The following is a 26,596-nucleotide window of genomic DNA, read 5'->3' as shown; positions in this document are numbered from 1 at the left end:
TCCATCGGCTTGCGTCTCTGGCTAATGGTCGCTTGGTTCGAAAAAGAGCACCTTCAAAACTGGCGCTGCGGACTACTTGTTTTCGATGCGGTAGAGGGCTTTTTCGGTTCGCAATAAGATCGCGTCGTTGTGGATGCCGAAGCTGGCGAGCGCTCGTTCCGCCAGGTCGTTTTGGGCGACTTCTTCGTACTGGTCGGCATGGCGCACGACGGTGGCCTTGCCGGATTCGTCCAGCATGTAGATCAGGCCGTTGGCGGTGAGCAGGGACGCGGAGAAATTTCCGCCGATGCGGTGCTTCCAGCGGACGTCTCCGGTGATTCCATCGACGCACGAGAGGATGCCGTTGTCAGAGATCATGTAGACGTCGTCATCGACCACGACTGGGGAAGGATTGTAGGGGACGTTGCGATCGAGGATGAACTCGACGTGCGTTTCGGTCACATCTCCGTGACCGTCTGGCCGCATCGCGATCAAGGTCGAGCGATCGTAGCCGGTGCAGACGTAGATCAGACCGTTAGCGAAAATCGGACGTGGGACGACGGAGTAGCCGTCTCCATAAGTGACGCGCCAGATCTCTTGGCCATTGCGCGGATCGAGCGACATGACGGCGCCGCTCCCTTGCGAGATGAGTTGCGTCTGTCCGTTCACTTCGATCAGCAGCGGCGTGCAGAAGGCGAAATATTTGGGAAGGCCCGGCACGTTGCGCGGCGTTCGCCACGCGACCTGGCCGGTCTCTTTATCGAGCGCGATCACTGCCTGCTTGTCGTTGCCGTCGATGCTAAAGATTAGCTTGTCTCCAAACAGGACCGGCGACCCGCCGTTGCCATGCGTTGGCTTATAGGCGTGCTCTTGCGTGCTCCAGACGATCGCGCCATCCTGCTTGCGAAGACAGGCCGTGCCCATGTGCCCGAAGTGGACATAGACGAACGCCCCCTCAACGATCGGCGTCGCGCTGGCATGGCTGTTCTTGGAATGGATCTTCGGAGCGGTCTCGCCTGACTGCTGGAACACTTCCACGTTCCAAACCACATCGCCTGAGTTTGCGTCAAGACAAACGGTCCGGAGCGATTGATCGGCTTTTCGGCCTTCGTCCTGGGGAACGGCCGTTGTCAGATAGATCCGATCCTCCGTCGTCACCGGCGACGACCAACCAATGCCCGGCAGTTCTTTCCGCCAGGTGATGTTGGTCTCGGGGCCCCACTCGGTCGGCAGCTTCACGCTGGTCGAGATTCCCTGCTGGGTCGGGCCGCGGAATTCGTTCCATGCCGTCGATGACTGGGCGACTGTTTGGCCGCTCATGAAAAGGCTGAGGAGCAACATCGCCAAACCGATGTGCGCCCTCGGGGATCGTTTCAGGAGGGAGAGGACGATCGTTCCACAGGCAAACAGGCGGTCAGGCGTCATGAGATTTCAGCAATGGAGGGAGGCGGCGGGAGGGAACGACTCTAATTTAGTCGAGAATCAGCCGGTGCGACACTAGATTTTGCGCCAGGGGAGGGCGAGCCGATGGAAGGCGGTCGGCAATTCCAACTCCGATTGAAGTGGCCAGCCGTATTCCATCGGCTTGCGCCTCTGGCCAGTGCTCGCGCGGTTCGAAAAAAGGGCACTCTCAAAACCTGCGCTTCCGGCTATGAAGCGGAAGACGCGTACCGGGTCGCCAATTGCGTGATCCAATCGGCCGGGGCTTTTCCCTGGGCGGCGATGGTGACGCGCCGTTCGGTTTCGCCGGTGACGAAGATTTCGATCTCGACATAACTGCGCGGCATGCAGCCGACGACGCGATCGGCCCATTCGACAAAGGTGAGACCTTCCGAATTGAAATACTCTTCGGGGCCTAACTCTAGAAATTCGTCATCGTCTTTGATGCGATAGGCGTCCATGTGGTAGAGCTGACGCTTCGCGTCGTATTCTTGCACCAGCACGAAAGTGGGGCTGATGACGGTCTGCGGATCGATTTCGCACGCGGCGGCGATCGCTTTCACAAGGCGCGTTTTGCCGGCGCCGAGCGTGCCCAACAGGGCGATCGTCGTTCCATCCGGCAACAGCTCGGCCAGCAGAAGACCTAACCGGTCGGTGTCGACTTCGGACGAAAGTTTCAACTCGATCTGACGATTGGCGACGTCATTCATTGGTGCAAATATCCTTGCGGCTCCAGTTTTTTTCCACCCACCTGATCGGCCCACATTCCTGCGCCGGCGACGATCTTTCCGATAGCCGTCACCGGCGTACCGAGCAAATCGTCAGCGACGATCTGTTGCGCGTGCTCGGGCGAAGCGGTCAACAATAACTCAAAATCTTCCCCATCCGCCAACGCATGTTCGAGCGGTGTTCTGCCGCTTGTCTCGGACAGGCGATGCGCCGCGTCGGAGATTGGAATCGAAGTCAAATCCAAGACGCCGGCGACTTCGCTCTCATTTAGCAGCCGTGAGAGATCCAGCAGCAAACCGTCGCTGATATCCATCCCAACTTGCGCCAGTCCCAGTCGCGTCAGTCGCCGCGCTTCAGCAATACGCGGTGTGAAATCAAAATGATGCCCTAAGATACTCCCGCCCAACTCGCCGGTCACCAGGATCACATCGCCGGGCGCTGCGCCGCGGCGCAGCAGCGGCTGATCGCTGCACGAACCGAACGCGGTCACGTTGATCGCCAGCGGGCCGCTCCAACTATTGGTGTCGCCTCCGGCGAGGATGCAGTCAAACTGCTCGACCAGCGGCAGCATCCCGTCGTACAGTTGGACGGCCAGTTCGAGCGCTGTTCCGACGGGAGGAGTACGCGGCAGCAGCAGTGAGACGACGACGGCCACCGGCTCTGCTCCCATTGCGGCAAGATCGCTAAGATTGACCGCAAGCGCCTTGCGTCCCACGCGCCGCGGATCGACTTCGGCCAGGCGAAAATCGATCTCGTCCGAAATCAAGTCAGTAGTCACAACCAAGTCGTCGCGATCCCGCCAGTCCAGAATCGCCGCATCATCCCCCAACCCGATGCGCAGTCGATCGTGCGAGCCGAGCGACTTTCGCAGGTGTTGAATGAATTCTGTTTCCATGGGATCCATTATCGCTGCAAAAGATTTACCAGCCAAGAGAGACCGACGTTAATCGATCGAGACGCGCAGATAGTGGTCAAATCGACGCTTGAGGTCCGCGATCAAATCGGTCGTCCACCATTGGCGAAAAGATTCCGACTCTTCGCTGTACGCTTTTTCTTCCTGCGCCATAACATCGTGCAGGTAGCCGACGACAACCGGGTCCTCTATTTTTTCGGCCCATGCAGCGATCTTAACGATCGCGGTCGCATGATCGTTGACTTGGCCCAAGCGATCTTGGACCGTCTCGAAATAGGGATACAGATCTCGCCGAAATCCTTCGTCAAACGCGACCGCGGTCAACTCCATCGCATAACGCAAGCGTTTCGCCTGGATCCGCAATTGATGCAGCGTGTCGGGCGCCGCCAACGTTTGTTCGGCCTGATAGAAAAACTGCAACATGACCGGATCCAAGTACAGAGGACCAATCGTCTGCAACGTATCTTCGGGGCCGGCGTCACGCCAGCGAATCCGCGGGATAAACTGCTCAAACTTGCGTGTGAGATTTTTCCCCTTCGCCCACGCAGCGATCTCCACCAGCGATGTCTGCGCTTCTTTCCGCATCGCTCGCATTCGTTTGAGCGTTTGCACCGCGACCTTGTCGCTCTTCTCATGATCGGCGGTCAAGCGCGCGATAAATACATCCAGATCGCGAGGCTCTCCCGCGGCGCGTCTGATTTTCTTCAGTCGCTTTCGCAGCTTCTCAGAGCGGCGCATCGGCTCGAGCGGTTGAAACAATTCCAACGCCGCCTGCGAACGCCGAACCGAGACGCGCAGCTGATGCACGTATTCGATATTTGCATCCGCTTTACGCGCGGCGAGCGGCAAATAGTAGCTGACCAGCTCGAGACGCTCTTGCAGCGCGGTGCGCGCAACCTTGGACACCAACGTGTCTGGCTTGACGCTATCGAGCCATTTCACTTTTTTGATCGTCAACTTGTCGGCGCTCCCGCACTTGCGCTCGTCGACGTCGGCTTTCCTACGCAAACGACGACTTCTAAATCGAAGACCTTTTCAAAGAACTCCGCTCGACTGCGCGCGGCCCAGAGGTCGACTTCCGAATCTCCTTGTGACGCTAACAGCAATTTCACTTGCGTCGGCGTTTTCTCGGCCTGAACCGATTGCACATGCTGACTGTGACTGCGATCAAGCGCCCCGGCCAATCGCAAGATCGAAGCCAAAGCTCGGACGCGAACTTGATCTTCGCTTGATAAGCGCGTGAAGTTGCGATGCTTTTTCTTGGGCGCTGATCCGCGATGATATCGCGCCACGTTGGCGATCAGTTCAAGTTCGTGACGCGAGAAACCCGGCAGCTGGCTGTTAAGAATCAGGTTATAGCTATGTTTGTGGTGCTTCTCATAGTTGATCAGATAGCCGGCGTCTTGCAGCACCGCCGACGCATAGATCAACCGCGCATCGGCCGGCGCCAGACCGAGCGGTTCGGCCAGTTGTTGATAGAGTTCAACCGCCAAATTGGCGACATGCAGCGTATGCGGCATATCGACGCCGCAGCTTTTAGCGAAAAACTCCATCTCACGCTTCGAGTCTTCTTCCGAAACCCGCGCGGCGTCGGTCGGATCAATCATCGAAATGATTAGCCCGTCTCGAATGCCGCGATCATGGACATGTAGGATGTTGACATCGAGCCGGGCCATGATGCGATCAATGATGATTAAGCCGGCGACGATGATATCGGCGCGATCGGCGCTAAGCCCCGCGACTCCGCGGCGCTGCTTGACGTTCATCTTTTTGAGCATGTCGAGCATATGGCTGACGTCGGCGTGCGTGATGCGATAGCCCCATTCCGGCTGACCGACTTCTCCCTTTTGCGCCATTTGCATCGCGGCGAGCGTCGTAAACGTTCCGCCGGTGCCGTACATCACTTGCGGCACGAACGGCCGTTTGCGAACGGTCTTCTTTAACTCGCGATCGATTTCCTCCGTCATGCGAGCGTAGTCTTCCGCACTTTGGAAGAGCGAGTTTTGCGGAGCGTACAACTCGGTCATGCGGACCGCGCCCAGTTGCGTTGCGATGATTTCTTCCACGTGACCGGCGGAAGCGAGGATAATCTCGGTGCTTCCCCCGCCGATATCGGCGACGGCGACGTTGCGATCGGTGATATCAAACGCTCTGGCGACGCTCAAAAAGGCGAGATGCGCTTCTTGCTCGGACGAGATCACGTCAATCTCCAGCTCGACGTCACGCAGCGCCCGCTCGCAAAACTCGGCGCCGTTTTCCGCTTCGCGCACCGCGCAAGTTGCGATTGTACGAATCGTTTTGACTTCAAAACCGGCCGCGATCTTCTTAAAGCGACGCAGCGCTGCGAGCGACTCTTCAATCGAATCTTCGTCCAAGCGGCCGGTAGAGCTGACGCTGCGCGCCAAGCGAGTCGACTGTCGTTCTTCGTCCAAAACTCGATAGTCAGGCCCCGGAGTCACTTGGGCGACCACCAAACGCAGGCTATTCGAGCCGATATCAATCGCAGCAAGTTTGTCGCCAGGCGAGAGCTGAAGATCGGGAGGCGTGTCGACGATTTTCTTCATGCGGCGGCGTTTCATCCTTTCGCGGCTTCTTCGTCCAGCGAAAAATCTAGAAGTGGAAAGACTTTCCAACGGCTAAGATAACAAATTCCGCCCTTCTTCACGATGACCAAATTTACCACGGCGCCCCAGTCACTGGGTAACTGGAGCGCTTTCCGCAAGCCGACTCGAACTGCACGAGCCTCCCCCATTTGGAAACGATGCGAACCATGCCCCAACGACGACTCATCCTGATGCGACACGCCAAGAGTTCCTGGAAAGAGGGCTCATCCGATCATGAGCGTCCCTTAAACGAACGCGGACGCGCCGCAGCTCCGCTGGTCGCGGCCGAATTGCAAAAGCGCGGCTGGACGCCGGAAATGGTTGTCGCCAGCAATGCGCGACGAACGGTCGAAACTTGGGAGCGGATGCGTGAGAACTTTTCTCCCACACCGCAAATCGTGCTCGATTCGAGTCTTTATCTCAGCGGCTACTCGGAGCTCGTGAGCGCCGCGGCCCAGTTGCCCGGCTTCTGTCAGTCGGCGCTTTTTTTGGGACATAACCCCGGCTGGGAGATGGCTGCCAGCCAACTGTCGGGGGAATCGCTAGAAATGGCGACCGGAATGGCGGTCCTATTTACCGTCGAAGCAGCAACTTGGCAGTCGGCATTTTTAAACGGAGATTGGAAATTTGTATCAATTATCCGGCCTCGGGAGCTGATTTAGGAAAATTTCGATTTTGCTTAGGGTGCAAACTACTCGTTTTCACAACAGTTAACCTCTTATTTCAATTGCAGCTTTCCGCAAATACGACTAAAATCCGTAGCATACCTGCCTCAATACCGCTGCTAATTTTTGCGGTAGCTCCTTCCCGCCTCAAACATGCGAAGCTATGAACGCACGTACGCTACTAGTTGCGTTTTTCTGTTGTTTGACCCTCGCAGTTCAAACGCCGGCTCAAGCTGACGATATATCGAAAGAGCAAGCTGCTTTCTTCGAGCATGATATTCGTCCGTTGCTGATCAAGCGCTGTTTCGAATGCCATAGCGACGAGTCCGAGAAGGGGAGTCTGCGCCTCGACTCGCGCGGAGCGCTGCTGGCCGGCGGAGATAGCGGCGCCGCGATCGAACCCGGCAAGCCGGAAGAAAGCTTGCTGATCGAAGCGATCCACTACGAAAGCTTCGAGATGCCCCCCGCTGGCAAATTGCCAGACGCCGAGATCGCGCTGCTGACCAAGTGGATACAGATGGGAGCGCCTTGGCCCGGCGGCGATGATGCGCTGATCCGCCATAACGCAAAAGACAAGATCACCGACGAAGATCGCCATTATTGGGCGTTTCAACCGTTGGCGAAAGTGAATCCGCCGGAGCAGGAAGAAGCGCGTTGGAACGACAACCCGATCGATCGATTTATCCGCCAGCAGCAGATCGCCGCCGGAGTCACTCCCAACGCCAAAGCCGACAAGTTGGTGCTGCTGCGTCGCGTCTGTTTTGATCTGACGGGTCTTCCGCCGACTCCGGAACAAACGGAGCGGTTTATGCAGGATCCGACTCCCCAAGCGTATGAGAAACTGGTCGATTCGCTGATCGACAGTCCACAGTTTGGCGAACGCATGGCGACCCATTGGCTCGACCTGGTGCGGTACGGTGAATCGGACGGTTATCGCCAAGACGCCTATCGCCCCCATGCGTGGCGGTACCGCGATTACGTCATCGACAGCTTCAATCAAGACAAGCCGTACGATCAATTTGTGCTGGAGCAATTGGCCGGCGACGAAGTCGCACCGGACAATCCCGATGCGATTGTGGCGACCGGTTTTCTGCGGCATTGGATCTACGAATACAACCAGCGCGACGTCCGCACCCAGTGGCAAATCATTCTGAATGACATCACGGACACGACCAGCGACGTCTTTCTCGGCGTGGGCATGGGTTGCGCCAAGTGTCACGATCACAAGTTTGACCCGCTGTTGCAGCGCGATTACTTCCAGCTTCAAGCCTTTTTCTCACCATTGATGCCGCGCGACGATCGTCCCGCCGCTTCATCACAGGAAGTCGCCGAGTACCAAGCGGCCCTCGCGAAGTGGGAAGCGGAAACAAGTGAAATCCGTACGAAGATTGACGAACTGGAAAAAGCGCCCATCGCCGGAGCGATCAAAAAGCAGACCGAAATGTTTCCGGAAGACATCCAGGAGATGATGAACAAACCGGTCGACCAGCGTGCTCCCTTTGAACATCAACTCGCGGAAATGGCGTACGAGCAGGTCGAGATGGAGATCAGCCGACGTCGTGGAAATGTGGGGGATGACAAGAAGAAGGCCGAGTATAAAAAGCTCCAAGCCGAACTGGCCAAACATCCAAAACCAAAATCGTTGCCAACCGCCTATTCGGTCAGTGACGTCGGTCCCCAGGCTCCGCCGACTTATATCACCGGTAAAGAACGGCTAGGTGAGATCTCGCCTGATTTCCTGACGGTGCTTGACGCTTCGCCGGTTTCGATTGAACCGTCCAGCAGTTCGACGGGACGACGATCCGAATTGGCTCGCTGGATCACCAGCGAAGATAACGCGTTGGCGAGCCGCGTCATCGCTAACCGACTCTGGCAATGGTGTTTTCACCGCGGCCTGGTTGCAACCCCCAACGACTTTGGCAATCTGGGAACGCCTCCGTCGCACCCTGAACTGCTCGATTGGATGTCGCAAGAGTTTATGGACCAAGGGCGAAGCATGAAAAGCATGATTCGCCTGCTGGTCACCTCCGAGACGTATCAACTCGCTACGACGCGCACCGCCGCAGCGGACAAGCTGGACCTGGATAATCGCACCTACTGGCGCAGCCAGGTTCGCCGGATGTCGGCCGAGCAAGTGCGTGACGCGATGTTGGCGGCGGCCGGCAAGTTGGATCGCACCACCGGCGGTCCTAGCGTCAGCGGCACCACGCCGCGTCGCAGCGTCTATTTGAAAGTGATCCGCAATACGCGCGAACCGCTGTTGGATGCGTTTGATTTCCCCGAACGTTTCAGTAGTTCGGCGACCCGCAACACCACCACGACGCCGACGCAATCCCTGCTATTGATCAACGGCGCATTCCCGCTGCAACAAGCCGAGCGAATGGCGTCCACCATTCGCAAAGCAGGCAAAACCAACGAAGATCGCATCCGCGCCGCCTACCTATCCGCGTTCAGCCGCAACCCAACGACTGCCGAATTGGAAGGCGCTCTTAATTTCATTCAGCAGCAACTGACCATTACGCGTGAACATGCGGCCGAAGAAAAGCCGCTGGCGATCGCCAAACTCAAAAAACTGGACAAGTCCGGCGTTCATCTGAAACCAGACGCCGAAGTGTCCCAGCTCTCGGCCAGCTTGCAAGATTTTACCGGCGCGTCCTTCACGGTCGAATCGATCGTGCAGCTTGATTCGATCTACTCCGACGCTTCGGTGCGGACGATCGCGTCCCAGTGGAACGGCGGCAATACCCAACCGGGTTGGAATTTTGGCGTGACCAGCGAGAAGTCGCGTTACACGCCGCGCAACCTGATCATGCAGTTGGTCGGCGCCAACTCGCTGGACCAAACCGTCTATGAAGTGATTCCGTCCGGCATTCACTTCGAGCTCGGACGTCCGTACTATGCTTGCGTACAGTACGTGCGCGACGACTCCGGCGCCGCCGAAGTTCACTTCTTTGTGCAAGACCTGACCGAGGCCACGGCGCCGCTGCAAACTGCGGTAGTGAAGACCGAAATCATCGCCGGTTTGCGTAACGACTACCCCTTTGTGATCGGCGGTCGCACCGGCACCAAAAGCTGTTCCTTTGACGGATTGGTCGCCGAAGTCCGCGCGGTTCCGTCGGCGCTGACGCCCGATCAGCTGTTGATCCAACAGACCGGCGAAGTCAACGAAGTGGTCGGTCATTGGAAATTCGCCCAGCCGACCGGCTCGCTGGCGTCGCTCGAAGGAGGCGTCGACCTCACCTCGGGCGACTCGGCGATCAACTCGGACACGGCCGCCTGGGTCGACTTTTGCCATATTTTGCTCAATTCCAACGAATTCCTTTACGTGCCATAGCATCATGCCCTCGACCGTTTGCCAACAATTCGGCGTTCCTCACCACGAGCAAATCATTGATCGTCGCCAAGCGCTGCTGCGCACCGGCGCCGGATTTGGCTCGCTCGCCCTCGCGTGGATGCTCGCTCGCGAAGGTCGCGCCGATCACGGCGGTCTGGCCGAGAGCAACCAGATGGCGCATGTCGCGCCTCGCGCCAAGAACGTCATCTTTTTGTTCATGGAAGGGGGGCCGAGCCACATCGATCTGTTCGATCCCAAGCCAGCGTTGAACAAACTGCATGGCAAGCCGCTACCCAGCTCGTTCAAGAAGGTTATTTTGGCGATGGGCGAAGGGAAAGCGCCTCTCTACGCCTCGCAGCGGAAATGGAAACAGCACGGCGAAAGCGGCCTGTGGGTCTCCGACTGGCTGCCGCACATCGCCGAGCATGCCGACGACCTGGCGGTGGTGCGTTCCTGCTACGGCGAAGGAATCAACCACGCCGGCGGCGTTTGCCAGATGAACACCGGCGCGATCATCGGCGGTCGTCCCTCACTGGGAAGCTGGGTCAGCTATGGCCTGGGTACCGAGAACGAGAACCTGCCGGCGTTCGTCGTCTTGCAAGACAACAACGGCACGCCGGTCAACGGTCCGCGCAACTGGGGAACCGCTTTTATGCCGGCGGTTTACCAGGGAACCCGTTTTCATCCCGGTGAAACTCCGATCCGAAATCTGCAAAATCCCGACGGCGTGACCGACAACCGTCAACTGTCGAAGCTCGCGTATCTCAGCCGGATGAACAGCGGCTTTGCCGGAGAACATCCCGGCCAGAGCGAACTCGACGCACGAATCAAGAGCTACGAGCTGGCGTTCCGCATGCAAGAGCATGCTCCCGAAGCGATCGATCTGACGCAAGAGTCGGAAGATACCAAACAGCTCTACGGTATGGATGAAAAAGAGACCGAGACCTTCGGTCGCAACTGTCTATTGGCGCGGCGCATGGTCGAACGCGGCGTTCGCTTCGTTCAGCTGTATCACGGCACCGGCAGCAAGTGGGACGCCCACTCGAACATCGAAAAGAATCATGGGACCAACTGCCGCTCGTCCGACAAACCGGTCGCCGGCTTGCTGGCCGACCTGAAACGCCGCGGTCTCCTCGATCAAACCCTGGTCGTGTGGGGAGGCGAATTTGGCCGAACTCCGATGAGCGAGCAAGGCAACGGCCGCGATCACAACCCGAGCGGCTTCACCATGTGGTTTGCCGGCGGCGGCGTCCGCGGCGGCCAAACGATCGGCGCGACCGACGAAATCGGCCTGCACGCGATCGAAGATCGGATGCATGTTCATGATCTCCATGCGTCGATTCTCCATCTGATGGGGCTCGACAACATGAAGCTGACCTACTTCCACAAGGGTCGTCCAGAACGCCCGACGGTGAACGAAGGTGGAATGAACATGAAGTTGGTCACCGGCTGAGCGCCGCGCTAGGGCGCTATCTCTGACAGAAACGCCCAAAAAAATTATTCCCCAGAGCGGCAGTCATCATTCCGTCTCTATCACGTAGCGGACCTCATCTTTCCGCTACGTCGGTTTCTGCCCGCACGCGCTGCGGTTTCCGATCGACTGGACCTCGACGGCGCGATATCGCAGCGCAAATAATCGAGCAGCGGCCGCGGCGGTTGTCGCTCGAAAATCCGCTGATTGACTCGCCGTCGAGTGAGCGGGTCCTAGCCATTATTCTGAGGGCGCTTCATGTCGCATACAGTTTGTTTGATCGAGGGAGACGGTATCGGAGCCGAGATTACGGCTGCGGTTCAACACATCATCGCAGCGGCAGGCGTCACCATCGATTGGCGTCCTTGTCTGGCCGGCGTCACCGCCCTGGAAAAGACCGGCAGCCCGCTCCCTCCTGAAACCATCGCCGCGATCAAAGAGACAGGAGTCGCTTTGAAGGGGCCCTTGGCCACTGCGATCGGCAAAGGCTTTCGCAGCGTCAATGTCGGGCTGCGCCAAGAGCTGCAGCTCTACGCTAACTTTCGCCCAGCGCGAACAATTCCCGGCGTGAAAACGCGCTACGACAATGTCGATCTGATCGTCATTCGCGAAAACACCGAAGGACTCTACAGCGGCTTGGAGCACATCGTCGTTCCCGGCGTCGTCGAAAGTCTGCGTGTCATCACCGAAAAATGCTCGCGACGGATCGCGATCTTCGCTTTTGAAACGGCCCGCAAGTACCACCGCAAAACGGTGACTTGCGTGCACAAAGCGAACATCTTGAAACTAAGCGACGGGCTCTTTCTCGACACCGTCCGCGACGTGGCGAAGTCGTACCCCGATATCGAACTGAATGACTGCATCGTCGACGCCGCCGCGATGAAGCTGGTGATGGACCCGACGCAATTTGAAGTCCTGGTGATGGAGAACTTGTTTGGCGACATCATCTCGGACCTGGCCAGCGGACTGGTCGGTGGTCTCGGCGTCACGCCAAGCGGCAACTATGGAGATGGTTACGCCATCTTTGAAGCGGTTCACGGCACGGCGCCGGACATCGCCGGCAAAGACATGGCCAACCCCACCGCGCTGCTGCTAAGTGCGACGATGATGCTCAAACATCTGGGCGAAACCGACGCCGCGGATCGCATCGAAAGCGCGCTGCTCTCGGTCCTGCAAAACCCAGCAACTCGGACCGGCGATCTGGGCGGTAAATTGGGAACCTCCAAATTTGCCGAAGCTGTCGCCGAAGCCTGTGCGGTTGGCAGCTCGGGCTAGCGTTCCTGTCTCGTGAGATGGACATCTAGCCAATAAATCCTGACTGTGCAAACCTTGTCGGCGCCCAGGCCTAAGAGCTGTGGGTTGGTCTCCAACGAAACAGGGCGTCCGATTCGGACGCCTTCGCTTATGCGCGGTGACAACCGCGAAGCTTCTCCGTTTCGCAACTTTTCTGCCTGGTCAATAAAAACGGGGCGTCTATAAGGTTGGTAGTAGTCAGCGACGCGTCATGACAAGCTGCCAAGTTCGGCCCACGCCAAGTAGAGAGAAACACTCGCACTACGGATCCATGATCCGTAGCGTTTGGTTCTTCTACTTCGCAGGCCAATCGCTTCGTACCCTCAATTCCACCAGGAGCTTTACTCATGCGTGCTTTTCATTGGATTCTCGCTTCGGCCATGCTGCTTTCTTGCTTTTCGCTGGTTCGCCCCACGGTCGCTGCGGAAGAAGCCCAAATGGACATCGTCGATACGGCGGTCGCCGCCGGCGACTTCAAAACGCTGGTCGCCGCCGTACAAGCAGCCGGTCTGGTTGACGCACTGAAGGGTGAAGGACCTTTCACCGTCTTTGCGCCGACCCGACGCCGCTTTCGCGAAACTGCCGAAAGGAACCGTCGAAAGCTTGCTGAAAGACAAAGAGAAGCTGGCCAAAATCTTGAAGTATCACGTCGTCTCCGGCAAAGTAATGGCCGCGGACGCTGCGAAACTGAAATCGGCCGATACGCTGGCCGGCGCATCGATCAAGATCACCGCCAAAGATGGCACGGTCTTGATCAACAAGGCGAAAGTGGTGAAAGCCGACATCGTCACGTCGAACGGAGTCATTCACGTCATCGATACGGTGCTGATTCCCCAGTAACCCGATGGCGTAAAGTTCGCCCCGAACAACCGGCGACTCGATCCATTCTGGAGGGGATGGAGAGAGTCGCTCGGATCGGGGCGAACTTTTTTTCGCTATGATAGGGCAATCTCATCGCCCCCGAATGTAAGATCGATGCCTTCTCAAGTCTTCCAACTTCGTAGCGAAATCCCGGCGCCGGTCGAAGTCGTTTTTCGCTGGCATCAGCTCCCTGGCGCACTAGAGCGTTTGACGCCTCCCTGGGAATCGCTGACCGTCCAGTCGTACGAACCGGGTTTGGCGCCAGGCTCGCAAGCGAAACTAATCACCAAGATTGGTCCGTTTCGCGTGACCTGGGTCGCCGAACATCGCGAGCTGATCGAAAACCGCCTGTTCCGCGATGTTCAACTCTCTGGCCCCTTCGCCCACTGGGATCATGAGCATCGCTTCGGCGCGATCGACGCGACCCATTCGTACTTGGAAGATCATGTCGAATATTCGCCCCCTGGCGGGTCGCTCGGTAGAATGCTGGGAGGCAGTTTCGTCACCGGCAAACTAGAGCGAATGTTTCGCTATCGACATGCGACCATGCTGGCCGACCTCGCCGCTCATCAGCCTTACCGAGAAAATCGCTCCATGAAAATCGCAATCACCGGGGCCTCGGGTCTCGTCGGCAAACAGCTCTCCGCCTTCTTATCGACCGGCGGCCACGACGTAGTGCCGGTGACGCGTAGTCGCGACAAGCAGGGCGTCTATTGGAACTACAAAAAAGGGGAGATCGATGCGGCTTCGCTCGCCGGGGTCGACGCCGTCGTCCACTTGGCCGGCGAAGGGATCGCCGACTCGCGCTGGAACGAAAAGCAAAAAGCGAAGATCCGCGATTCCCGCGTCGACGGCACAACGTTCCTCAGCAACAAGCTGGCCGCGCTCGCCAATCCGCCGAAAAGCCTGATCTGTGCATCGGCGATTGGTTACTACGGCGATTCCGGCGATCAGCCGGTCGATGAGACGAGCCTGGCCGGCGAAGGCTTTCTGCCAGACGTCTGTCGCGCCTGGGAACTCTCTTGTGCGCCAGCCGCGAGCGCCGGCATTCGTGTCGCCAACGTCCGACTGGGCGTCGTCCTCAGCCCGCAAGGAGGCGCGCTCGCCAAGATGCTGCTTCCGTTTAAGCTGGGCGTCGGCGGCGTGATCGGCAGCGGCAAGCAGTTTTGGAGCTGGATTACGTTGGATGACGTCATCGGCGCGATTCATCACTGTCTTATGAATGACGAGCTGGTCGGACCCGTCAATCTGACAGCGCCTAATCCGGCGACCAATCGCGAGTTTACCAAGACGCTCGGGCGCGTCTTACAGCGTCCCACGATCTTTCCGATGCCTGGTTTCGCTGCACGTCTGGCGCTGGGTGAAATGGCGGATGATCTGCTGCTGGCCAGCGCGCGCGTAACGCCGGCCCGCTTGTTGGAGACGAACTATACGTTTCGCGACCCCGAGTTAGAGCCGGCGCTGCGGCGAATTCTGGGACGATAACCTCGATACGCATGACCGCTAGAGACTCGCCGTTTTGGAAGAATTCCCTTCGCTTAGGCTCGCCAACTGCAATGAAGCGCCGGTTCGCACCGAGCGCGACTATGTCCTCTATTGGATGATCGCCAACCGTCGCACGCGTTGCAATTTCAGTCTGCAACGCGCGGTGGATTGGGCGCAGCAGCTAAAAAAGCCGCTGATCGTCTTCGAGGCGCTACGGATCGACTATCCCTGGGCAAGTCGGCGATTTCATCGATTTGTCCTTCAGGGAATGCGCGACAATGCCGCTGCGCTGCGGCGATCGCCGGTACTTTATTACCCGTATGTCGAACCAGGCAAACACGAGGATCACGGATTGTTCGCGGCGCTGGCGGCGAGGTCCTGCGTCATCGTTACCGACGACTTCCCTTGCTTCTTCTTGCCGCGGATGGTGCGCGCAGTCGCTCGACGCGTCGACGTTTTGCTAGAGCAGGTTGATTCTAACGGTATTTTGCCGATGCGAGCGGCCGATCGCACGTTTACGGTGGCGCACAGCTTCCGGCGATTTCTGCATCATCAATTGCGAGATCATCTCGTCGACTTTCCGCAAGCAGATCCGCTGCAAGACGCCCAGATTCCGCGAGCGGCAAGCAAGTTGATCGCCAACATTCAGACGAACTACCCGCCGGCTTCGTCCGAGGTGTTGAGCGCCGCGTCCGAAGCCCTGGACGCATTGCCGATTGACCAATCGGTCGGTGACGCAGTGATGGAAGGGGGAAGCGTCGCCGCGCAACAGACGCTCGACAGTTTCCTGGGAGACCGCCTTTTGCGTTACGGCGAAGAGCGAAATTCGCCGGAGTCGGACGCCGCCAGCGGACTTTCGCCGTATCTCCATTTCGGCCATATCTCGGCGCATGACATTTTTGTGCAACTGAGCGAACGAGAGTCATGGAACGTTTCGCACCTAGCCGACAAAGCGACCGGCTCGCGTGAAGGTTGGTGGAATATGTCGACGGACGCTGAGAGCTTTCTCGACGAGCTGATCACCTGGCGCGAGGTCGGCTACAACATGTGCTCGCGCGAGAGCAATTACGATCGGTACCAATCCCTTCCCGATTGGGCCCTCGTGACCTTAGGAGAACATCAAAAAGATCCCCGGCCGTATGTTTACGATCTGGCGCAGCTAGAGAGTTCGCGCACGCACGACCAGCTCTGGAACGCCGCCCAGTCGCAACTGGTCCGCGAAGGGCGAATGCACAACTATCTGCGGATGTTGTGGGGAAAGAAGATTTTGGAGTGGTCGACGACGCCGGAAGAGGCGTTGGCGGCGATGATTCAACTCAACAACAAATACGCCGTCGACGGCCGAAACCCAAATTCGTACAGCGGCATCTTTTGGTGTCTAGGAAGATATGACCGGGCCTGGGGCCCGGAGCGAAAGATTTTTGGCAAGATTCGTTATATGAGCAGCGAAAATACCGCCAGGAAAATTCCGGTCAAACGTTACATCAAAAACTATGCTCCCAATCCGCTTTTCCGCTGACTCCCCGATCGGCGAACTGCCGCAGTTTTTGTCCGCAATCCCTCACCGGTCACAATTGGCTGAGGTAAGATAGGGAGGCCCCGCCTGAAATCTTCGCTACAATCCTCCCTCTCCAACCGATCGACCGCCATGATTTTGCGTTCGCTGCTGACGATCGTCCTCTGCTTGTTTGTCGTGCCTGTCGCTCTGGGCGAAGAGGTTCCGTTTCCCAAGTATGGTCTGCTGCCAAAGGCCGAGATTGGCGCGATCCGATTTCTAGAGCAGCATCCCGAAGCGGACGGTCGCGGCGTTGTGGTCGCCGTTTTTGATACCGGCGTCGATCCCGGAGCGGTCGGGCTGCAAACCACGCCAGACGGCCGCCCCAAAATCATCGACATGGTCGACGCGTCGGGGAGCGGCGACATCGATACGTCGACGGTTCGCAAAATGGACGACGAACATGTTATCGAAGGATTGACCGGACGCAAGTTGACGATTCCGAAAAAATGGAAGTGCCCCAGCGGCGAGTTTCACGTGGGCATGAAGCGGGGCTACGATCTTTTTCCCGGCGGACTTGTCAGTCGCCTGAAGAAGGAACGCAAGAAAGATTGGGACGAAGAATTCCGGGCCGTCCAGGCGAAGCTAAGCGACCAAATCGAAGCGTTTCACATCGCCCACCCCAAGCCAAGCGAAGTGGAAAAAGAAGAGTTGAAGGAGCTGACGACGCGGCGAACAGAGCTGGACAAGGCGCACGACAACTGGGATGATCCCGGCCCAATCTACGACTGTGTCGTCTTCTATGACGGAAAAGCCTGGCGGGCCGCCATCGACGCTGATGAAGATGGCCAATTGGACGACGAAAAGTTGTTGACCAACTTTCGCGCCGAACGGCAATACGCGACGTTCGATGACGAAGGGCTGCTGAACTACGCTTTGAACATCTATGACTCAGGAAATTTGCTATCGGTCGTGACCGACTGCGGAACCCATGGAACTCACGTTGCTGGAATCATCGCCGCCTATCACCCGGATCATCCTGAGCAAAACGGTATCGCGCCCGGCGCCCAAATTGTCGCCGTGAAGATCGGCGATACCCGCGTCGGATCAAACTCGCTGGGTACCGGCGAAACGCGGGGCATGATCGCCGCGATCGAAAACAACGTCGATCTGATCAACATGAGCTACGGCGGCGCGACGCCGATTCCGAATTTTGGTCCAATGACTGAGCTACAAAACGAACTGGTCTACAAACATGGCGTGATCTTCGTCGCCAGCGCCGGCAATGATGGCCCGGCGCTGACGACGGTCACCGCTCCCGGGGGAACGACTTCGTCGATTATCGGCGTCGGCGCGTATGTATCGCCCGAGCTGGCCGAAGTTAGCTATTCGCTGCGGGACAGGGTGGAAGAGATTCCCTACACGTGGAGTTCACGCGGGCCGACCTCGGATGGAGACTTGGGAGTCGATATCTGCGCCCCCGGCGGCGCGATTGCGCCGGTCTCGCAATGGGCGCTGACTCCCAAACAACTGATGAACGGCACGTCGATGTCTTCGCCCAATGCGTGCGGCGGATTGGCGCTGATGGTGTCAGCCCTGAAGCAAGCGAAAATCACTTATTCACCGACGCTTGTCAAACGAGCGATCCAAAACTCGGCCCGCGCCCTGCAAGAGGGAAGTCCGTTCGTCATGGGGCAAGGACTGCTGCAAGTGGACGCCGCCTACGATTGGCTCGCCGAACAATCGCCGCAGATCGACGCTCGTCTGCGCTATGAAGTGAAGATCACGACGCACGAAGACGCACGCGGACTCTATCTACGCGAAGCGGTCGATCTGGCGATGCCGACCCAGGCGAAAGTCGAAGTGCTGCCTCTCTTTCCGGAAGAGGTCGCAAGCGCCGACAAATCTTCGTTCGACATGAAGATTCGTCTCGAATGCGACGCTCCGTGGATTAAAACGCCGCAGGTCTTCTTTCTCGCCTATGGCGGTCGAGAATTTGAGATCGAAGTTGATCCCACGTCGCTGGAACCGGGGGTTTACTACAGCGAAATCTGCGGATACGACGCCGACAATGCGGCCGCCGGTCCTCTGTTTCGCGTGCCGATCACCGTGACGCAGACCGTCCCCATGAAGTCGAAACATGTCTGGCGCGAGACGATGAAATTGACCGCGGGCCAGTTGGAACGTCGCTTCTTTAACGTTCCGGTCGGAGCGACTTGGGCCGACTTGAAGCTGTCGGCCGGCGAATTCGCTGGCTCACGTCTGATGGTCGCCCACACCAAGCAATTGCTGCCGCAAGAGGATAGCCGCGACCAAGAAGAACAACGCTACCTGCGATTTGTGGAAGGGGAAGTGAAAAACATTAGCTTTGCCGTCGTCGCCGGTCGCACGATGGAGCTCTGCCTGGCGCAGTACTGGAACAGTTTGGGCGACGCCGATGTTGAATGCCAGTTGACGTTTCACTCATTGGATCCGACCGACCAAACGATCGTCTTTGACGGCGTCGACTATGCGAAGCGGGTCGAAGTGATCGGCGCCTTGGGACTGGAGCATCTGGATCCCAAAGCCGAGCTATCGACCTGGCGACGCGTGGTCGAAGCGAAGAAGTCGGAGCTCACGCCGCTCTCGGCAGAGCGTGACTTGTTGCCCAAGCAACGTCGCAACTTTGGCCTGACGCTGACCTACGAGTTTAACATGGCCGAAGCCGGCGAGGTGAATCCGCGTCCGTCGGTGATGTCCGACGACTACGCCTTCGAGATCTGGTCAGGCCGACTCTGGACGATCTATGACAAAAACAAGCGGCAAATGGGGACCGGCGTTTCGGGACGATCCATCGAACTGCCGAAAGGGGACTACACGCTTCAGCTCTATTTCCGGCACTTTGACCGCGAAATCCTGGCGAAACTGGAAGCGATGCCGATCTTTCTCGATCAAGAGTTGAGCCCGAAATTGACGTTACCCGTCCGGCGCAGCTTCGACCAGGTGATCCGCGGCGCCGGCAAATTGGCCACGCAAAAAATCGCCGACGGCGAAATGGAAGCGTTCTATCTCGGTCGTCCCTCGGCTAGTTCGCTGCCGAAGACGGTCGGCGCGCGGGATCGATTCCTCGGCAAGATCTACTACGGCAAAGAGCAAAAAGATGTCGCCGGTTCTGGCCGTCGTCCCGGCGGATTTGAACTCGTTTACTTTCCGGCGCCACCCGAACCCAAGGAAGCCGCGACCACCGAGAAAGCGAAAGAGCAGACGCTCGCCGAAAAGCAATTTGACCTGCGGGTCACCGAATTAGCTCGCTTGGCGAAAGAAAAAGATCCTGCCGAGTTTAATGATTTAGCGGACGCGCTTTTAGCCGAAGAGCCGGAGAACCTGCAGGTTCTCCAGGCCCGTTTGCATCAATTGGATCGTGATGACCGCAAAACGCATTTGCCGGAAGTGGTCGATGCGGCCGACGAAATCATCCGCTTGATCCCACAAAACAAACTAGCGAGATATTTCGGTCGCAAACATGATCCGAAAACCGAGGAAGAAAAAGAGCGGGAAAAAGAGATGACTCGTCGGCGCGACTTATTAACGGACGCGCTCTATCGCAAATGTCGCGCGGTCGCCTACATGGATTTGCCGGTCGATCCGTTGGCCGACAATCCGGAAGCAATCAAAAAACGCCCAGCCGATGCGGAAAAACGGGCCGAGTTATTTGAAAAATCCTATCAGCAGCTTGCGCAGTGGGTCGATACGACTGACGTGAAATATGCGCTCGTGCACGATCGTCGCTTGCGGCGGTTGGACCGCCAAGGAGAAGCGCTCGAGCTGCTCAACAAGCTGATCAAGCAAGAGCCGACCAAGCTGGTCCTCTATAAAAAGCGAGCCGATATCTACGGCGAATTGGATTGGGCGTTCTTGCAGAAGTACGAAAACCAGTGGCGATTGTTACGGCAGAACGACGCTTACGCGCCGTTCTAGCATGGACGCTGACAGACAAATCTGCGCACGCGCTGCTAATCGTGTCGGTCATTCGACAATCTGATTTCGGCTTTCGTCATTTCCAACCTTAGGCCCTTCCCGAATCTGCGTCGAACGATAGCATGGGAGGAGCAAAATCTATTTACGTGACTCAAGAGGCGACGATCTTGAACGATCTGTTTCAAATTGCGGAGACTCCCTATGGAAAGGGGCTCTTCGCAACACGCGATTTCACGAAGTACCATCTCATCGCAGAAGTGCTTGGGGATGTCATCGACGACGAGGACTATTCGAGCAGCTATTGCATCGATCTCGGCGGGACCTTCTCGCTGGAGCCCGGCGAGCCGTTCCGCTATTTGAATCACAGCTGCGAACCCAACTGTTGCCTGGTCTATGACGAAGAAGACGACGTAGAACCGCCGGCGCGGATCTGGGTTGAAACAATTCGCTATATCGAGGCCGGGGACCAGCTGACGATTGACTACGCCTGGCCGGCGAATGCGGCGATTCCCTGTGGTTGCGGCGCGCGAAATTGTCGCGGCTGGATTGTGGATCGAGCCGAGATAAAACTGCTGAAACCGTCGCAACTTGCTGCGTCAAAAGACTTTACAAAATCTACCGCCGCACCGGTCCTGCCGGCTTAAGCAGGGGTCGATTTGGCGTAAAGCGTTCAATATTCTTAAGATAGGTCTAGGCGAGGTAGCGTCCGATTCGTTATATTGGGCGTTTCGCACTTGCTTGCAGGCGAGGCTAGAAGGGTTTCTGGCCTCTTCCGCGTTGCTAATTTGGCAACGTTAAATTCGTTCACGCTACGATAATTCAGGAAAGACATGGTCAAAGTTCTGGTTCGCGAGAAGGAGTCGATTCAAGAAGCTGTTCGTCGCTTTGGCAAACTGGTCATGCGCAGCGGTTTGAAAAAAGAAATGCGCCGCCGCAAGTTCTATGAAAAGCCAAGCGATTTGAAGCGCCGTGCTCGACTTCGTGCTGAACGCCGTTCCGCCAAGGAACGCTCTCTGTACCTCGACTAGTTTTCACGCAACCTGCTGGGTTGCGTCTGCAGATGCAAAGCGTCTCGCTGAAAACAAACGTACAAAAAGAAAGCCGACGTGAATCTCACGTCGGCTTTTTTCATGCGCTGTTAAGCTTTGACGTTGATTGCGTTAGTTGGCGATCTCCGGTTGCACCAGCTTGGTCCAAATCTGATAGCCGGCGTCGGTCATGTGCAGACCATCTTTCTGAAACAACTCAGCGCGCGGCTTGCCATCTTCGCCGATCATCGGCGCGTCGACGTCAATGAAGGTCAGCAGGTCGCTCTTTTCGCACTCGGCCGCGATCAGGCGATTGGTTGCGCGAACCTGATCGACCAGCTTCCAACGAGAAAGGCTCGGCTTGACCGCAATAAACAAGATCTCAGTCTCCGGCAGTTTCGCATGGACCTTGTCGACGAACTTCAGGAAGTCGTCCTTGACCCGCTCTGGAGTATAGCCGTGTCCAACATCGTTATCGCCGGCGTACAGCACCACCGCTCGCGGTTGAAGCGAAGTCACCAGACGATCGGCGTAGTAGACCGAGTCTTCCAGGTGCGATCCGCCAAAGCCGTGATTGATCACCGCTTGGTCAGGAAAGTACTTCGGCAAATCCCACATGCGAATGCTGGAGCTGCCGATGAAAACGATCCCATTCTTCGGCGGCGAGGCTTTGGCGTCCTTCGCTTCGAGCCCCACGATCGTTTTCTCCCAGCGAGCCGGGTCATATTTTTCGCCCAGCGCCGGCGACACGAGCGTCGCCAGCATGGTCAATGCGAATAGAATCCGCTTCATTAGGTCAACTCCCACGGCGAGCGATAAGGGCGTGAAATCAACGCGGTCGCTTCACTATCGTCGCCGACAATCTTCTCGCTCTTGGCGTCCCACGTGATCTTGCGGCCCAGTCGGCACGAGATATTCCCCAGATGGCAAGCGGTCGCCGTGCGATGACCGATCTCGGCGTCGCAGATCGGCAACTCGCGCGACTTGATGCAATCGAGGAAGTTATTGTGGTGGTGGTTGCTGTCGTACAAATGAACGTCACTGGAGGTCAATTCGATCTTGCCGATCTCGTCCGGCGTCGCAACGAACTTGCCGCGATTGACGAAGATTTTCCCCTTTTCACCAATGAAAGTCGTCCCGCCGGGGATGTCCTTTTGGCCTTGGCCGAGGATCATCGTAACGTCATTGGGATAGACGTAGGTGATGCGGCAGGTTTCGGTCACATCGTGCCATCCCTTGGGATGGAACGTCGCTTTGCCGTCGACCGAAAGCGGTCCGCTGTCGTCGACGCCCATGCCCCAGTGAGCGATGTCGATGTGATGCGCGCCCCAGTTGGTCATCTGACCGCCGGAGTAGTCCCAGAAAAAGCGAAAGTGGTAGTGGACGTGATTTTTGACGTAAGGACGCTTGGGGGCTGGGCCAAGCCAGAAATCGAAGTCCAATTCGGCAGGCGGCTCGGAGATGGGATCCGGCTCGCCGGGGTGATTGGGTCCCGGAATACCAACCAACACTTGCTGCAACTTGCCGAGATAGCCAGAGCGAACCAGTTCGCACGCTTTGCGGAAGTTGCTCGACGATCGCTGCTGCGAGCCGGTCTGCACAATCCTTTTGTTGCTGCGAGCCGCGTCGACAATCTTGCGTCCTTCGACAACGGTCAGCGTCAGCGGCTTTTCGCAGTAGACGTCTTTGCCCGCTTCACACGCGTGGATCGTCGGCAAAGCGTGCCAATGGTCGGGAGTCGAGATCACGACGGCGTCGATATCTTTGCGATCCAGCACTTTACGGTAGTCGCCGTAGATCTCGCACTCGGTTCCCGCTTTGTCCTTCACGATCTTCGCGGCCTGTTGGGCATGCTTGCTATCGACATCGCAGATCGCGACGGCGTTTTTGACAAATTTGCCCAGATTGCCGCGACCTTGCCCACCTAAACCGATGTGGCCAGTCACGATGCGCTCGTTCGCGCCAAACGCAGTGGAAGGAATAAAAGCAGGTGCGACAGCCAAGCCGGCCGCAGCAGCAGCCGATGTCTTGAGGAACTGGCGACGACTTGCAGCAGATTGCGTCATAAAAAGGACTCACAATGGCGGGTAGGATTCAAAGGCCGGAAGCCTTCAGAATAACCCAATTTGAGCAAGTCGCAAAGTCTCTCGCCGTCGCCGCGTCTCTTTACATCGCAAAAAATGGCGACGTTAATCCACGGTTAGAGTTGACGACTGCGTCGCTCACCTAATCGATTTCTTCCCAAACCGAGTGGTAAGCGTCCATCGATTCCACGTATTCTAAGAAACGAGCGTAGAACTCATTCCCCCCGATGGTGGAGCTATCGCCGATCACGATCAATTTCCGCTTGGCTCGCGTCATCGCGACGTTCATCCGCCGCACATCGGCCAAAAAGCCGATTTCTCCCTTTTCGTTGGAGCGAACCAACGAGCAAATCACCACTTCCTGCTCGCGGCCCTGGAACCCATCGACTGAATCGCATTCGACTCCACCTGGCAAGCTCTCGCGTAACAGCCGAACCTGCGCCGCGTAAGGAGAAATCACGGCGATCTGCTCTGGCGGCATTTCCAAAGCGATCAGCTGATTCACTTTGCGGACGACCAGTTCCGCTTCCCGCGGATTGGTGCGACTCGACGAATCGTCCTGCTCTTCTTGATAGTCGGCGCCGGCCGTATCAAAAAACTGCACCGGCTTCGCCCACAATTCATCGGCGGCGATCAAGTCGGTCAATGAATGCGCCTCGACCGACGGATCCGCCAACAAAGCGCCGTCGTAGAACTCGAGCGAGCTGAACTCCATGATGTGGGCATGCATCCGATATTGCAGTTCGAGCCGCTGAGCCGCTTGCGGATAACGCGCGATCAGCCGCTCTAGCATGCTGACGCCAAAACCGGCCGCTTCCGCTTCGCGCGAGACAATCGTCGGCGGCAGTTGACAATGGTCGCCGGCGATCACCAGGCGCTGGCTGCGCGAGACCGGGATCCAACAAGCCGGTTCGGTCGTTTGGCAGGCTTCGTCGATCACCGCCAGGTCAAAGCGGCGAGCGCCCAGGAGATCATCGTCGACGCCGGTCAACGTACAGCAGACCACCGGCGCGTCATCCAGCAAACGTTCCAGCGTCTGCTGTTGAATCCGCGCCGCGTCGTCTAACAACTCGCGGGCTTCGTCGCGCAGTGATCGCTTTTCGCCAGGCGCCGGTTTCGAGCGCGTAAAGCGATCGGCTTTGCGGAAGAGGGTTTTCGCCTCGCTGACCAGCTTTTCGGCTAACTTGGCGTCGGGATGCTCGCGGACGAGCGCCTCCAACAGCGCGTCATGCAAAGACTCGCTCACCCGCGCCGGGTGTCCCAATCGAACCGCCTTCAATCCACACGCCCAAAAGCGTTCGACCAGATTGTCGACCGCCAGATTGCTGGGCGCACAGGCCAAAACCTTCTCGCCGCGCGCGACCGCCGCGCGGACGATCTCGGCCAAGGTAATCGTCTTGCCGGTTCCCGGCGGGCCATGAATGATCGAGAAGTCACGCGCCGAGAGCGCCAATTGAACCGCCGCTTGTTGCGAAGCGTTGAGTTGCGGCGACGCCAAGCTTTCGTCACGCTCATCAAACGACGGCGACTGTAGCTCTAACAACACGTCGCGCAGCTCCGCCGTCCGACTTCCGCAGGCCGACGCCGCTTTCAGCATCGCGCGCTCTTGGCGTTTGCGGGCAATCTCGTCGGTCGAAATCGCGACGCTCAGTTTGTCTTCTTCCCCTTCCCACAAACCGCCGATCGCAACTTCGAGCGAGGTCGAGAAGACCCGTGTGACGACGCCGCGTGCACGATCTTCGCCGTTGTGGGAAAGCAACACAATCGGCGATCCGACGCGTAGCCCGTGCATCGGCATTCTGGCTTGCGGATTCTTGCCGGTCAACCGGCAAATCATCCTGCCGCCGAGCGCCGACCATTGGTCTTGCAGGCGCAGACCTTTCAGTCGCAGCGAGCCAGGATCGTTGGCGATCCGCTCTTCCTGCTCTTTCGCTTCGAAATTCAAACAGCGTTCGAACTGGCGAAAAAGGGCCGGTTGCTCGACATCGTCCGGTTCGACCCAGCCCACAAGTTCCGGCACACTTTCGGCAAGCTTGCGCTGCGTTCGCCCACAGACGTCGGCCGGAAGTTCGATCGCAGCGGTGCGGCGCTGCAGTTGGATCCGGCCAATATCCCGATTATTAACGCCGGCCTCTTCGATCAGCAGCTTGAAGACGCCGCCGTTGGTCGTACCGAGAGGAAGCGATTCTAAATGGAGTTTGGCCATAGAGCGAAAATTGCCGGCGAGAGAGGAAAGGATGTTGCAATATCCTCTTCGTGGCCCGAAGCGCAAGCGAGGGAAATGCAAATGCAAGCAAATGACGAATGTCTAACAAAATAACGAAACCACGTGATTCGTTGGGTTTCATGCTTTATTAGACATTGGTCATTCCAATTGAGATCGCATTTCCCTCGCTTGCGCTTCGAGCGACGAAGAGGGTGGACTAAGAAACTTGCAGTAGGAAGTCCACAATGTACGTCGCTAGCTCCGGACGTAGCAAGAGCGAGAAGTGATCTGTCCCGGGAACCAGAATGCAGGTTGCATGCGGCGCGTCGCGGCACAATCGATCGGCGTCGCTGCGTGCGGCGGCGTCTTCTTCGCCGATCACGACCTGCAGGGGAGTTGTGATCGCAGCGACGTCGTCGGTGGTCACGCCGAGTTCGTGATATCCACGCGCGACGCCAGCCAACGCCAACGGATCGTTGCCGTCCATCATGTTGGCGTTCATCGCCGTCAATTGTCGCTCGCTCGGCGGTTTGCGATTCGACCACAGCACTTTCATCAGAGGATGCAGTTGGCCGGCGGTTTCGAGCGACTCGCTCAAATCGCTCCACAACTGCCGACCCTCGTCCGAGCGACCAGCGCCGGCGGCTAACAGCAGCGTCGAGCGTACGCGTTTGGGATAGTGGATCGTCGTTTTCAGCGACAAACGTCCCCCCATCGAATATCCGACCAGATGGGCCGATTCAAGCTTTAAATGATCCATCAGGCGGACGATGTCGACGTACATCTGTTTGCCGTAGACGTCGCTGTGCGGCTTGTCGCTTTTGCCATGTCCGCGCGCATCGAGCGCAATGACATGAAAGAATTCGCTGAGCCGGTCGAATAATTTGTAGTTGACCCAGCCTTGTTCAATGTTCCGGGTAAAGCCGTGCAGCAGAATGACCGGCTCGCCGTATCCCTGCTCGATATAACGCAGCTGGACGCCGTCGCTATCAAAATACTTGTCCACCGCGGCAGTCATAGATCGTCATCCCGGCAAAGAACAGCAGCAAAGAA

19 protein-coding genes and 1 pseudogene are annotated in these 26,596 nt (G+C 57.6%); 11 read left to right on the top strand and 9 right to left on the bottom strand.

Annotated features, from left to right (window positions below):
• Positions 1–72 precede the first annotated feature (72 nt).
• The 5 genes from DSM3645_RS14735 to DSM3645_RS14710 form a co-directional block, all read right to left on the bottom strand.
• Positions 73–1,404: an outer membrane protein assembly factor BamB family protein gene (locus DSM3645_RS14735; protein ID WP_237564822.1), complete on the bottom strand. Its 1,332-nt coding sequence runs from the start codon at positions 1,402–1,404 to the stop codon at positions 73–75.
• Positions 1,405–1,628: 224 nt separating this feature from the next.
• Entirely contained in the window at positions 1,629–2,129 is a 501-nt protein-coding gene (gene tsaE, locus DSM3645_RS14725) for a tRNA (adenosine(37)-N6)-threonylcarbamoyltransferase complex ATPase subunit type 1 TsaE (protein WP_002653010.1), read from the bottom strand.
• Positions 2,126–3,043 (bottom strand): thiamine-phosphate kinase, encoded by a 918-nt coding sequence (locus DSM3645_RS14720; protein ID WP_002653009.1) that lies wholly within the window; start codon positions 3,041–3,043, stop codon positions 2,126–2,128. Before DSM3645_RS14720 ends, tsaE begins: the two co-directional genes overlap by 4 nt.
• Before the next feature lie 48 nt (positions 3,044–3,091).
• Complete coding sequence (locus tag DSM3645_RS14715) at positions 3,092–4,018, bottom strand: CHAD domain-containing protein (protein WP_161603346.1); 927 nt, start codon at positions 4,016–4,018, stop codon at positions 3,092–3,094.
• The gene (locus tag DSM3645_RS14710) at positions 4,015–5,640 is read right to left on the bottom strand and encodes a Ppx/GppA phosphatase family protein (protein ID WP_002653007.1); all 1,626 of its coding nucleotides are present in this window, start codon (positions 5,638–5,640) and stop codon (positions 4,015–4,017) included. Before DSM3645_RS14710 ends, DSM3645_RS14715 begins: the two co-directional genes overlap by 4 nt.
• A gap of 191 nt (positions 5,641–5,831) precedes the next feature.
• On the opposite strand from DSM3645_RS14710, the gene DSM3645_RS14705 reads away from it, so the two are divergent.
• The 11 genes and pseudogenes from DSM3645_RS14705 to rpsU all read left to right on the top strand — a co-directional run bounded on the left by DSM3645_RS14705 (position 5,832) and on the right by rpsU (position 21,253).
• A complete protein-coding gene (locus tag DSM3645_RS14705; RefSeq protein WP_050769384.1) occupies positions 5,832–6,326 on the top strand; it encodes a SixA phosphatase family protein in 495 nt (164 codons plus the stop codon).
• A 166-nt stretch (positions 6,327–6,492) separates the two neighbouring features.
• Positions 6,493–9,663 carry a DUF1549 domain-containing protein gene (locus DSM3645_RS14700; RefSeq protein WP_002653004.1) on the top strand — a complete coding sequence of 1,057 codons (3,171 nt, stop codon included), beginning with the start codon at positions 6,493–6,495 and terminating at the stop codon, positions 9,661–9,663.
• 4 nt (positions 9,664–9,667) lie between these two features.
• Entirely contained in the window at positions 9,668–11,116 is a 1,449-nt protein-coding gene (locus DSM3645_RS14695) for a DUF1501 domain-containing protein (RefSeq protein ID WP_002653003.1), read from the top strand.
• A 276-nt stretch (positions 11,117–11,392) separates the two neighbouring features.
• Complete coding sequence (locus DSM3645_RS14690) at positions 11,393–12,409, top strand: isocitrate/isopropylmalate dehydrogenase family protein (protein WP_002653002.1); 1,017 nt, start codon at positions 11,393–11,395, stop codon at positions 12,407–12,409.
• A gap of 365 nt (positions 12,410–12,774) precedes the next feature.
• A pseudogene (locus DSM3645_RS31810) lies at positions 12,775–12,993 on the top strand (fasciclin domain-containing protein); the annotation flags it as partial.
• The gene (locus tag DSM3645_RS31360; RefSeq protein ID WP_002653000.1) at positions 12,977–13,267 is read left to right on the top strand and encodes a fasciclin domain-containing protein; all 291 of its coding nucleotides are present in this window, start codon (positions 12,977–12,979) and stop codon (positions 13,265–13,267) included. The pseudogene DSM3645_RS31810 and the gene DSM3645_RS31360, both read left to right, overlap by 17 nt.
• Before the next feature lie 135 nt (positions 13,268–13,402).
• Positions 13,403–14,773: a TIGR01777 family oxidoreductase gene (locus DSM3645_RS14680; protein ID WP_002652999.1), complete on the top strand. Its 1,371-nt coding sequence runs from the start codon at positions 13,403–13,405 to the stop codon at positions 14,771–14,773.
• 34 nt (positions 14,774–14,807) lie between these two features.
• Positions 14,808–16,292 carry a hypothetical protein gene (locus DSM3645_RS14675; RefSeq protein WP_002652998.1) on the top strand — a complete coding sequence of 495 codons (1,485 nt, stop codon included), beginning with the start codon at positions 14,808–14,810 and terminating at the stop codon, positions 16,290–16,292.
• A 129-nt stretch (positions 16,293–16,421) separates the two neighbouring features.
• Positions 16,422–20,225 carry a S8 family serine peptidase gene (locus DSM3645_RS14670; protein ID WP_002652997.1) on the top strand — a complete coding sequence of 1,268 codons (3,804 nt, stop codon included), beginning with the start codon at positions 16,422–16,424 and terminating at the stop codon, positions 20,223–20,225.
• A 167-nt stretch (positions 20,226–20,392) separates the two neighbouring features.
• Positions 20,393–20,869, top strand: coding sequence for an SET domain-containing protein (locus DSM3645_RS14665; RefSeq protein WP_202594942.1), 477 nt, complete (start codon positions 20,393–20,395; stop codon positions 20,867–20,869).
• 186 nt (positions 20,870–21,055) lie between these two features.
• Positions 21,056–21,253, top strand: a complete 198-nt coding sequence (gene rpsU / locus DSM3645_RS14660) for a 30S ribosomal protein S21 (RefSeq protein WP_002652995.1) — start codon at positions 21,056–21,058, stop codon at positions 21,251–21,253.
• A gap of 132 nt (positions 21,254–21,385) precedes the next feature.
• Here rpsU and DSM3645_RS14655 read toward each other — a convergent pair whose 3' ends face one another.
• The 4 genes from DSM3645_RS14655 to DSM3645_RS28355 form a co-directional block, all read right to left on the bottom strand.
• On the bottom strand, positions 21,386–22,045 hold the full coding sequence (locus DSM3645_RS14655) for an SGNH/GDSL hydrolase family protein (RefSeq protein WP_002652994.1): 660 nt from the start codon (positions 22,043–22,045) through the stop codon (positions 21,386–21,388).
• Positions 22,045–23,319, bottom strand: coding sequence for a Gfo/Idh/MocA family protein (locus tag DSM3645_RS14650; RefSeq protein ID WP_002652993.1), 1,275 nt, complete (start codon positions 23,317–23,319; stop codon positions 22,045–22,047). Before DSM3645_RS14650 ends, DSM3645_RS14655 begins: the two co-directional genes overlap by 1 nt.
• Before the next feature lie 160 nt (positions 23,320–23,479).
• Positions 23,480–25,543, bottom strand: a complete 2,064-nt coding sequence (locus DSM3645_RS14645) for an AAA domain-containing protein (protein ID WP_002652991.1) — start codon at positions 25,541–25,543, stop codon at positions 23,480–23,482.
• A 217-nt stretch (positions 25,544–25,760) separates the two neighbouring features.
• Positions 25,761–26,561, bottom strand: coding sequence for an alpha/beta fold hydrolase (locus DSM3645_RS28355; RefSeq protein WP_002652990.1), 801 nt, complete (start codon positions 26,559–26,561; stop codon positions 25,761–25,763).
• Positions 26,562–26,596: the final 35 nt, after the last annotated feature.

It is taken from the genome of Blastopirellula marina DSM 3645, from assembly GCF_000153105.1.
Lineage (GTDB): Bacteria > Planctomycetota > Planctomycetia > Pirellulales > Pirellulaceae > Blastopirellula > Blastopirellula marina.
Note: the sequence above shows the minus strand (reverse complement) of the source record. Positions and strands in the feature narration are given on the sequence as shown.